Below are 11,310 nucleotides of genomic sequence, written 5' to 3' on the forward strand. Positions count from 1 at the left end.
ATAATTCTTTTAAAAGCTTTTCGTACAATCCGGCGTATTTCCGGGCTATATATTCCGGACGGAAACGCTCGACATTTTTTAATCCCTTACGGATCAGATCTTCTCTGAAATCTGCATCCTGGATAATCTTTTCAATTCCTGCCCTGATCTCTTCCACATTATACGGATCGGCCAGGATGGCGGCATCACCGGCTACCTCGGGCATGGATGTGTTGTTGCCTGCTATGATGGGCCTCCCTGTCGCGTTAGCTTCAACTATGGGCAATCCAAAACCTTCATACGTGCTGACAAAAGTCACCAGGTCGGATTCCCGGTATAAATCCATCACTTTTTCGTAACTGATATCGTAATGGTTTTCATATACGATACCATGTTCTTCAAGCAAGGCTTTCTGGTGGTCACGCAGTCTACCCAGGATGGTCAGTTTTACCTTCATTCCCGATATGGCCCGGATGATGTTTTCGAGGTTCTTGTTATGTCCTGTGCCCATCTGCAGGATGTTGGGCTGTTCCGTATTGAATTTTTTCGGGGAATATCTGATCTGCGGTGAAACACAGTCGTGGATCACTACTACTTTCTCGGGATTGATTTTTACTGCCTCCAACAGTTCTTTCCGTGTATTTTCGGAGATAACCGTGATATATTTAACGCACCGTGCCGGCATGGTATACCAGAAATGCTTCAGGATGCGGTGTTTGATGCCACTGCTGCGCCTCAAAGCAACCAGGTCGTGGATGGTGAGGATGGTACGGCGGCGTTTGAGCATTTTTGCAATGTAATGCACATCACCCGTGATATGATTTACCTGTCCCTGCGACCTGCGGACCTGCATCACGTTGAATAACCGTGGCAAAAGACCTTTGCTGTGGTGTTTCATCACGCAGTTCCTGAATGAAATATTTTCGGGCAACGATGACTGGATGAACCCAAACAGCTCTTCAATACTGTGGTTCCCCTGAAAGGGCTTCCTGAAAAAATATACTACGTTTATCTTTTCTTCCATTACATTCGGATTTTAAAAATGCTTTTAGAGACGTAGAAGACCACAAAGATCACCATGGCCGATTTTACCAGGTGGTTAATGACGATAGCGAAGTCGGTTTCCGCTTTGATGACCTGGAAAAACAACAGGGGAAGCCATAGGATCAGTGTCGGGTTGTTATGCGAGAGCTTTATGATCAGTACGATGATCCCATTATACAATAAGCCAAGGATCAGCATGAACAGGATGCCTCCGGTAACCCCGAAGTTCCCGTAAGCTTCGCCAATGATACTCAGGTTCATGGATGTACCCTTGGCCAGTTCTATCCCTGTGAAGCGCTCAAAATTCTCATGCCCGCCGGCTTTGGCTTTCGAAGGGGCCAAAACCCTGGGTAAAAGAGCAGCCGATATGGCATTTTTTACGGTTTCCCCTTTGACAAAAGTATTACGGCGGGGAATGTGATCCATGATGCGGGAGATGATCCAGCCCTGGTTCAGACGGGCCCCGGCATTGTTCAGCACCTCTTCCTGAAAAAGATAGCGGGGATCGGTCAGCCTCTGGAAAAGTATATCCTGGAAAATCTCGGTATTGCTCTTGTTGCTGGTGGAATACCAGGTGAGATAGCGGTATTCTTCCTTGATGGATTGGATCAGTAACATGACAACAATGCCGGTGACCATGATGGTAATTTTCACCCCCATCCCCATTTTTACGATGAATGCAACGATCAGGAAAGTAAACAACATCCAGATGATCAATTCATGAAACATGCCGATAGCTACGGAATTAAGAATGAGAGCACCCATCACTGCACCAAAGACTATCCATTTGCTAAAACTTTTATCGGCAAAAAGGACAATGAAAATACCTACAAACTGCATATTTCCCAGCAGGTAGAAGAGAAAGGCAAGGCTTCCGGGTACAAATTTGCTCATGAATGAAAACAGCAAACCGATCCCGATGAGAATATACCCTAACGATTTCCTGTTTTGAACGAAGTTTTCGAGAACTTCAAATTGTTCTTTTCCTATGGTGCGCTCGCGGGCTATAGGCAGGTACATTCCTATGATAAAGATGAACGTTCCTGTGAAGACATAATTCATGTATACTTCTTCGCTTACCGACATATAGTAAAGCGGGTGTTCAGGAAGGAAGTTATAGGCCAGGATAGGGCCAACCAGCCATTGCAATGCCGCGATCAGGGCGATCACGTCGCGTATTTCTATTTTGTTGCCAATATCATTCACGAACTTCATGAAGATCACCAGGGAAAGTGCCAGACCTGCGCTGGAAAGGAAATACATCCCGGAAAAAACCTCCAGCAGCAGGTAAAGCAGTAACCCGCTACCGGCAATGATGATATTTTTTTGCGAGATGTACATTTTAGCGTATCAGATTTTCCCAAAAGCCGTCAGAATACCTTTTTCAAAGCCTTCCATCGTTTTTTCATAACTCCAGCTACTGATGATCCTGCGCGATTCAGCCCCCATGTTGGCTGTTATTTCATGTGTCCGGAGCCCGGATAGTTTTGCGGTCAGTTCTTCGGCGTTTCCTGCCTCAAAAATATAACCATTTTTGCCATTTTCTATCAGGTCGATGGCACAACCTGTCTTACTGCTGGCGACGACAGCCCGTTCGCACGACATGGCTTCGTTGATGACCAGTCCCCAGGTCTCCCCAGGGCCTCGTGAAGGCAAACAGATGACATCTGCCATGTAATATACCGCCGGCATTTCACTTTGGTTCCTGAAACCCATGAAATGTATGTTTCCTGCTCCGGTCGAGGCGGCTCTCATCTGTTCCTCCAATATCCCGTTTCCTACAAAGAGAAAATGCAGGTGCCTGCAATCAGGATGCAAGGCGGCGTTGATCAGCAGGAGTGGATCTTTTTTGGGCTGGAACTTACCGGTAAAAGCCACCAGGATGGCATCTTCCGGGATCCCGGCCTCTTTTCTCATAACTTTGGCCTTTTCCCGGTAATCTCCGTTATGGTCATAAAACCGATTGTTGTCGATGGAATGCGGGGCAAAGAACAGCCTGGCGGGAGGGATCCCATGCTTTTCAAAGTAACGTTTATTGTTTGTGCCAACGTAAAAAGCATAATCCGTATGCCGGTAAACCCATTTCAGAAATATCCTGCGAAGTTTTTGTTTATAGCCTCCGGTTTCGTCGAGCAGGGTTGAGTCGCCACGGAAAAACACCGGGATACGGCCTTTGAAATAGCGCATGGCCTTCAGGTGGCTCTTGAAGTTCCAGCCATAAACCAACAGGGCTTGTGCCCCCCAGTCGCGGATAGCCGCTATAAGTCCCGGGTTTACCATCCCGCTGAAATGACCGGTACCCGGACGATTTGAGATATTCTCAACAAATTCATATTCATAACCATCCAGCAATGGGATATCCCATTGTATGGTCTTGCCAAAGTCTTTATCCTCGACCTTTTCCATGCTCTGGCTCCAGGTGTAGAACACCCTGGGCAGGATAAGGTCTGATCCGCTCAGAAGCTTGAACAGGGGCGCATTGTATTGGATGGGATGCGTACTTATGATCGCCAGTTTTATCTTTTCTGCCATGCTGTTAAGGTTTTTTCAAAGAATTCAACCTGTCTGCGTGTCATCTCCCTCGCCGAATAAGGCTCGAACTCCTTCCAGTTGGTGTCAGGCGTAAAGGGCAGTTTCTCCAGGATATGGTTTAGCGCCTCGAGAACATCCCTGCTTACTTTTTCCGGAGTATCTCCTGCGGTGAAGGTCACACACTCACCGGCACGGGTCCTGCCAAGTATCTCAACAACCGAACTGCTGCCGTCGAAGACTGCCAGCAGCGGTCTTTTACTCAGGATATACGGGTAGAGCTTGGAAGCTGTGTATTGTGCATCGGTCGAACCGGGTATGAAAACCATGTCGGCTTCCCTTAGCACATTCATGGCTTCAAAATAAGGCAGACGGTCGGTTATCTCCTGCACCAGGTTTGGGATACCTACCTCCCCGGCAATGGGTTCAATGGTTTTTATTCCTTTGCCATCAAGGGCATAACTGGTCCCTATGAAATACATCCTGATCCGTTTGTAGAGTTCAGGATTGCGGTCAAGGCCCTCTTTAACTGCCAGAAATGCAGATTTCAGGGCAAAATACATATCGTGCCCCCCCCTTCCTATGTAAACCGTATGGATGTTCCCGTCGTCTTTTTTAAACAGTTTGTTTTCCAGTGCAAGCTTATCAAGGACATCGAAGTCGATGGATGCTCCGCCGAAAGGGATTACGGTACACATTTCCTGCGTAATGTTCTGATAGCGTTCCATCAGCGTTTTCGGATACCCATCGGAGACGGAAATGATACCGTTCACCTTTACCATGGTTTTGGCTTCCAGGTATTTTGCCATAGGATAAGCAATCCGGAACTTGGGCGGTCTTTTGTCTTTCGGAACCGTAAGGTAATAATCGTTGCGCCAGGGATCCTGCATGTCGATGATAAATGGGATGCCATATTTTTTTTGCCAGCATGGACCAAGTGTCATCACCGGAAAAGCAGTCGTACTGAAATAAACAAGGTCGAATTGTTTCTTTTTCATCAGCTTTTTTACCAGCTTCCTGTAGTACCAAAGGGAACGGTACCCAAGGTTTCCCAACCCGAATTTCCTTGTCCACCGGGTATTGAAAGCCGGGATGCGATATATCTCAATATCATCGGGGATGGTCTCCAGCAACCATGGATCCTGGCCCATTTCAACGTACTGTGGTTCAACGGCTATGACCGTGGGGTTCCATCCCATTTCCCGGAAATACGGAAGGGATTGCCTTACCCGGTGCATATCGGCTGCGTTAATGGGAGGGAAGTTGGGTGAGATGATCAGTAATTCCTTCATGTTTCGGGTGTTAAATCAGTTTCTCTATCCATCCTGTAAGCTTTTTCTCCTGTACTTCCCAGCAAAAAGTCTGTTTCGCGTATTCAAGCGCCATTTTCCTTGAACGCTCCAGCTTGCCGCGGTCTTCCAGCAACAGTGTTATGTTGTGTGCCAGTTCGTTCTCATCCTTGTTACCAAACAGGAAAACGCTTTCAGGCGCCAACCGTGCCACTTCCTGCTGACCGGCTGTATCGGATGCGATCACAGGCAATCCGGCCAGGAGGTATTGTAAGATCTTATTGGTGATGGTCAGGTTGCGGCTGTCGGGTGTGTATTCTTCCAGGGCAAGGCCAATATCATGCTCGGCAATCCTGGATAGTAATTCCTTGTGTGGAACCAGGGGGTGGATAAACAATCCATGCTCTTTGCCGGCGGGCAGGATACTTCTGAGTTTGTTTTCATAATCGGGACGGCAGTTGCCTCTCAGATGCAGGTCGACCGGGGTTTTTACCTTATTGAGTGCCCCAACCAGGAACTCCAGCCCCCTGCCGGGCCCAATGGTTTGCGAATACCAGTGGATAGACGGCTTATCGCGATTGATGCGATCAAGATACTTCCCATCCAGCCATTCTCTTTCTGCCCAGGGAAATACGTTATACAGGACCTCAGCTTGTTTCCCACCGTAAAACTCCTGCATACCTCTGGCCATGCTTTCAGATGTTGTGTAAACCAGGGGGGAATGGTTCAATGCATATTTTTCGTGAGCAGAAAGAAGTTTCAGTGGACGGTAGCGGTTGGCCGAAGGCAGCAGGTCGTGCGAATACCAGTCTTCCAGGTCAAATGCAACCCTGAAGCCTTTTTTCAGCAGCTTACATCCGATCACGGTGGCCATCTCCTGATGACAGGTGTAAAGATCTGCCTTCTGAGCAACAGCCGCGCGCAGATTCCTGTGAAAGCCATATCCCAGTGATTCCACATTCTCCCATTTCAACCTGCTGATCATCTCCGATGCTATCCTTCTGACCATCCGGGTTTTCATGTTGTGCCACTTTCCGGTCTGCCCGGGGATGATATTTTCAACCCCTCTCAATTCGATGCCTTCATCAATCAGGGTAAGATCTTCCAGGCGCTGTGCCTCATTGGTGAAGGTAGTGAGAATGGTAACCCTGTACCCCGCTCGGTGCAAGGCATTGGCTTCTTTTACAACCCGTGGGTTACGACAGAGATGGCTTTGTGTGAGTATGCAGATGTGTTTCATAACCTGGGTTATTTTTTCCTGTGAATAAGCTTTTTATGATAGTGGTAAGAAACGTATTTTGCCACTTTCCAGCCAAAGATCTTTTTGATCAATTCAATTGCTTTGCCGCCGAGGACGGGCATTCTGGGTTTTTGTCCCTGGGCTTTGATTTTTCTCAGGATATCGCGGGTCAGGTCGGGATACTGTGGCCAGGTATTGATGGCGATGTCGAAAAGTTGTGTAGCAATAGCTTTTCTTACACCGGCGTCGTCCTTTTTTTCCAGGAGGTAGCTGCTTTTCTTTTCCAGGGCATACAGTGCGCTTTCCAGGTTTTTCCTTTTGAAGGATTGTCCGGCCACATTGCGCCCGTAAATGTATTTACGGTAATAGTTCACTCCTTTTGTGAAACATAAGCCTTTGCTTAACAGAACGGCCCGTGCAAAATATTCCCCGTCCTGGTCGAGCAGGATGCTTTCATCCCAGGGCCCGCAACGGTCGGTGATATCCCTTGGTGTGAGCCATGCACTGGTCTGCACCATCGAAGTCTTGCCATCCCCACCCCAAAGCCGGGTAAGAAAGGAAGCCGGATCATCGGTGTCGTAAAGGAAAAATGATTCATCCGGAAGAGGTTGCTGATAAGGATCCTGGCCATCGAAAAAATGCACGGTTGTACACATGGCCAGCTTTCCGGGTTCCTTTTCGAGAGCAACGACCTGGGATTCGATCTTGTTAGGACTTAAAAGATCATCGGCATCAAGGAATTGAAGATATTTCCCTTTGCTTAACCTTATCCCGTGGTTGCGTGCTGCACAGGCTCCGCTGTTTTCCTGGGTTATCACTTTTACCCTGGGGTCGTGCACGAAACCCCCGGCTATCGCTGCCGTGTCATCCTTCGAACCGTCGTCCACCACAATGACTTCCAGTTCGGGATAGGTTTGTTCCAGGCATGAGCCAATGGTTTCGGCAATCCTGGAACCTGAATTGTAGGCAGGGATGATGATAGATACCAGAGGACGGGCGATTCCTGTCATAAATAGAATTTAAATGTTCAAATACTTTTTTCGGTATGCTTCAAATTTTCCCTTGCGTATGTATCCTATATAGGGTTTCCTGTAATTCATCCTGACAAGTTTTTCAGGATCCAGGCTCTTAATGAATTTTGCCGGGTTGCCGGCAATGATGCAATTCCCTTCGGGAAAGGATTTTGTAACAACCGAGCCTGCTCCAACCACGGTAAGGTCTCCCAGCGTCACGCCCGGCATGATCATGCTGTTCATGCCTATCCAGCAATAGCTTCCTATGCGTGTCTCTTTTGAGAACTGCTTCATATGCTCATATATCTCGTGACCACCGCTGAGTATGCCGCAGTTCTGGCCGATGAAAGTGTAATCTCCGAAGTACAGCTTCCCGGATCCCTGGATATAACACCCCGGAATAAAACCGGGATTCGTCCCGACACCCACCAGGATGTTTTTTGCCCCCAGGATGCGGCTGGTAAAGTGGGTAGGCCAGTAAGCCTCACGGTTGTACCCCAGCACTTTCTGCTTGTACCAGCGGTTGAAGGAGATACGGTCGTTCTGGTCCTGTGTATCCCGGATGAACCGGAAATAGGGCAGGCGTGTGATCATCCATACAAAGATCCTGAATGGATTGGATACGACATGCCTGATTTTCTCAGAAGTTATTCTCATTTAGTATTGGTTTTTCAGTTATTCCATCAGTGTTTGCCGCTAACTCTGCGAACGATCTCACAGAAACTCATTCCTGATTCTTTCTTCAATGCCCTGGCGGTACGGATGGAGTGATTCTTTCCAACACCCAGGATGTACCTGGCTTCGTTCCATTTTACCTTCCTCAGGGCTTTTTCCCGGTCTTCATTGTTTAGCGGGCAATCGGGATCCTGAAGCATTTCTTCGGAGCAACGCAGGTATTTGAATGGCACGGTGAAATCGGTACGGTTGACCTGCATCTCCTGTTCCTCATGTTCCCTGTACCATACTACACCCTGGGGACCCAGAACTACCGGGTATTTCCTGGAAATTATATGCCAGAATTCAAAGTCACCAATGAAGCGTTTTCCTGTAAACCCCCCAATATCGTCAAAGGCCTTTTTTAATATTATGGCCGATAATGGAGCTTTATGGAAGAGACGCTCTTTGAAATAATGTCTCTGGTATGCCTGCTCCGGTGTCAGGAGATAAGGGTAAAGCCTCTCTTTATCCTGGGGCAGGGAAAACAACCCGTATCCGGCTTCCGGGAACTGCTCCATCATGGATACCATCACCTGCAGGCCCGTTGGATAGATCATGTCGTCGGCATCGACATATTTGATGTATTTCCCTTTGGCCAGGCCGGCTGCTTTCATCCGGTTCGGATAGTCGCCCAGGTTCTTTTCGTTGATAAACAAATGTACGCGGGCATCCATCTTTTCATACTTGCGAATGATCTCTACAGAGCCGTCTTTCGACTGGTCATCCACAAGAATTAACTCAAAATTTTCGTATGTCGATGCCAGTATGCTTTCAATAGCAGCTGCAATATACTTTTCACGGTTGTAAACCGTGGTGAGTACGCTAACGAGCGGATTTTCCCCGGTATTTGCCATAGTTATAAGGTTTTTGGTTTGTTTTGTACTCCCTGTGGGGGTAAGCCCACCTTTCTTTTTAATGCTTTTTCGATACCTTCCATCCCCTGGAAACGACTGATCAAAGAGAATTGCCATGTTGCCCAGGCCCTGGCCATGATGATGTTCAGATTATATCTCCACCAGTAACATTTTTCCTTTCGGCTCATGGGCAGCCTTCGGATACGCACACTCATCACCGCCAGCTTTTTGATCACATTTCCTGAAAAACGGATGTAATTAAAAAATTTATATGTCTGATAATGAATGATAAAAGTCCTTTTAAAGTAGAAACGGAAATTCTGGTGATGATAATGATATACCCTGGCTGAGTAGTCATACACAATAGCATATCCTGCCGATAATGCATCGCGGGCCCAAAGGGTATCCTCGCCGAAAGAGATATGATGAAATGGTATTTTTTCCAGGAACTCTTTGCGATACATGGCGTTCACATCGTCCCAGTTGCAGTAACTGTGTTGTTCTTTTCCTGGCATACGCTCAAATACGGCAGGATCTTCAAAGCGGTAACATATTATGTCGGCTTCACCCCGCGGTTTGAACCACTGAAGGGGGTTTTTATCCGCATCATGCCTGACAATCTGCTGTCCGCACACACCGGCAACCTGCGTATCATCGAAATGCTTCAGCATGGTCTCAAGCCATTTATCATCAGCAGGGGTAGCGTCCTGCACGGTCATAACCACAAAACGGCCTTTCGACAAACTTACCCCAAGGTTACGCGTGCTGCCGTGATTGAATTCCCGGGGTTCGATCTGGTGCACCTTCAGGGGGTATGTCTCCAGTATCTCCAGGGTTCCGTCGTTTGACCCGGAATCGATCACAATCACCTCCGTGGAACTGATCAGGGTTTGAGAAAAGATCCCATCCAGGCAGGAACGAAGAGTGGAACTGCCATTTTTCACAGGGATCACTATGCTTATCAGCACATCACTATTTTCTGATGATTTCTTCATAAAACGCGTCAACTCTTTGTTTCCATGAATTTTCTTCCAGGAATTGACCGGCATCTCTGGGCCGGATATTTCCTTTTACAATGTCGTTAAGGATGCGATCCATCTCTTCCGCATCTTTTGCAAGGTAAAGCAATCCATCAAAGTCTTCTACCAGGAAGGGATGATATTCGAGGCTTACCACCGGGGTGCCGGCAGCCAGGTATTCGTAAATCTTCATGCTGTCGACATCCAGCCAGGACTCGTTCCTGTATAGATTAAGCCCTGCCGTAAATGATTTTATGGTTTCCGGTACGTTTTCCGGTTTCAGGGGCCCCATGAAATGACAATTGGGTTGGGTAGCCAGCTCTTCCGAGATCTTATTCTTGAATGCTGCACCGTAAACCAGAAAGTTCCAGGAAGGATTTTTCCGTATCAGATAGTCCAGTGCCTGATAATCAATCCATTTGGATATGGTTCCGATATATCCTATCACCGGTTTTCCGAAACCCAGGATGGCAGGCTCTGCTTCCTCAAAAGGTTTGGGATAAATGCCATTACGCATGAAGTAGATATTTTCAAAGCCATGTTCAAAGTACCATTTCAACATGCTTCTGGCACCGGAAATGACATATTCGCAATTCTTTCCAGCATCAAGAAGGAGTTTTTCCTGCTCTTCCTTCTTATGGCTGTGGAGGTTTTCATCATCAATGATGTTATGATCCGTATCCAGGAAGTATCTCCCGCGGAGCTTCAGCTCCCTTGCCTGCGTGTAACCCTTCGGCCAATAACAAAAGATAATATTCTCGTTCCGGCTTAGGTTCCGGTATCCCTGAATCAGAAAAAACAAACGGTTCAGCAGCCGGTCGGCCATCCTGAAAAAAGACCCTTTTAGCCAAACCGGGAAAAAGGAGGTATAATACAGATCGTGGTAATGTTTCCCGTAACACGGCCGGAATAGTTTTACAAAGAATGACCCGAAGGTGGTTTTCCTGACATTAATAACTTCGGAGAAATATGTTGATTCGTTGAAAGTCTTTAACAGCCAGGTATTCCGGCGCCTGAAACCTTCCTTGAGAAGATCCGGCCAGGGATGATCCGATCCGAAATACAGGAGTCTCATTGGCTGTGATTTTTTTTCCTGAACCATGATTTTATTCCTGAACCTGTTTTTACCAGGTTCCTGCCGATCAACGGGAAAAGGAGTAAGCGATAAGTTTGGCGTTTCTTCCACCCGTTGTGAAGTATAATGGATGCAGTTTTTCTCCAGTTGACACAATCACGTGCATTTACCGTGATATTGTAATAAAAGCTAAGGTCGTCCCTTACAAATGTGCCTGGGCGGGGCAATGATTTTTCCGGAGCCGGTTCAGCAGGAGGGGGTAGAGGCATGTTTTCTCCCCGCATCAGGGGATCCGATCCGCTGTTACGCCTTTCTGCAGCGAAGGTTAAGGCCAGTTCGCGGTAGAAATTTACCGACGACTGGTGCCTGACTGTAGCTGAAGTAGGATTAAGCCGTACAAAGTAATAGCATTGATTCAAAACGGCTATCCTGTGTTTATCCAGTATCCTGAGCCACAGGTCAACATCTTCAGAGGTAAGGAATTCTGTTCGGTAGCCTCCCAGGTCTTTTACCATTCCGGTCTTCATCATCACCGTTGCATGTATCACGGG

General features: G+C 47.4%; 11 protein-coding genes. All 11 read right to left on the reverse strand.

From position 1 onward, the window contains the following. Positions 1–1,003, reverse strand: a 1,003-nt coding sequence (locus tag KKA81_13980) for a glycosyltransferase family 4 protein (protein MBU2652033.1), incomplete at its 3' end; no start/stop codon positions are given. Further along, positions 1,003–2,364 carry a hypothetical protein gene (locus tag KKA81_13985; GenBank protein MBU2652034.1) on the reverse strand — a complete coding sequence of 454 codons (1,362 nt, stop codon included), beginning with the start codon at positions 2,362–2,364 and terminating at the stop codon, positions 1,003–1,005. The genes KKA81_13980 and KKA81_13985, both read right to left, overlap by 1 nt. 9 nt (positions 2,365–2,373) lie before the next feature. Beyond that, positions 2,374–3,555 (reverse strand): glycosyltransferase family 4 protein, encoded by a 1,182-nt coding sequence (locus tag KKA81_13990; protein ID MBU2652035.1) that lies wholly within the window; start codon positions 3,553–3,555, stop codon positions 2,374–2,376. After that, positions 3,540–4,844, reverse strand: a complete 1,305-nt coding sequence (locus KKA81_13995) for a glycosyltransferase (GenBank protein MBU2652036.1) — start codon at positions 4,842–4,844, stop codon at positions 3,540–3,542. The genes KKA81_13990 and KKA81_13995 overlap by 16 nt, the downstream gene beginning before the upstream one ends. Positions 4,845–4,854: 10 nt before the next feature. Continuing rightward, a complete protein-coding gene (locus tag KKA81_14000) occupies positions 4,855–6,081 on the reverse strand; it encodes a glycosyltransferase (GenBank protein ID MBU2652037.1) in 1,227 nt (408 codons plus the stop codon). A gap of 8 nt (positions 6,082–6,089) precedes the next feature. Next, a complete protein-coding gene (locus tag KKA81_14005; protein ID MBU2652038.1) occupies positions 6,090–7,091 on the reverse strand; it encodes a glycosyltransferase in 1,002 nt (333 codons plus the stop codon). A gap of 9 nt (positions 7,092–7,100) precedes the next feature. After that, entirely contained in the window at positions 7,101–7,751 is a 651-nt protein-coding gene (locus KKA81_14010; GenBank protein ID MBU2652039.1) for a hypothetical protein, read from the reverse strand. A gap of 26 nt (positions 7,752–7,777) precedes the next feature. After that, on the reverse strand, positions 7,778–8,665 hold the full coding sequence (locus KKA81_14015; protein MBU2652040.1) for a glycosyltransferase family 2 protein: 888 nt from the start codon (positions 8,663–8,665) through the stop codon (positions 7,778–7,780). A 2-nt stretch (positions 8,666–8,667) separates the two neighbouring features. Next, on the reverse strand, positions 8,668–9,660 hold the full coding sequence (locus KKA81_14020; protein ID MBU2652041.1) for a glycosyltransferase: 993 nt from the start codon (positions 9,658–9,660) through the stop codon (positions 8,668–8,670). Then, the gene (locus KKA81_14025) at positions 9,638–10,759 is read right to left on the reverse strand and encodes a glycosyltransferase (protein MBU2652042.1); all 1,122 of its coding nucleotides are present in this window, start codon (positions 10,757–10,759) and stop codon (positions 9,638–9,640) included. Before KKA81_14025 ends, KKA81_14020 begins: the two co-directional genes overlap by 23 nt. Next, positions 10,756–11,310, reverse strand: a 555-nt coding sequence (locus KKA81_14030) for a hypothetical protein (GenBank protein MBU2652043.1), incomplete at its 5' end; no start/stop codon positions are given. The genes KKA81_14030 and KKA81_14025, both read right to left, overlap by 4 nt.

It is taken from the genome of Bacteroidota bacterium (genome assembly GCA_018831055.1).
In the GTDB taxonomy this organism is placed as follows: domain Bacteria; phylum Bacteroidota; class Bacteroidia; order Bacteroidales; family B18-G4; genus M55B132.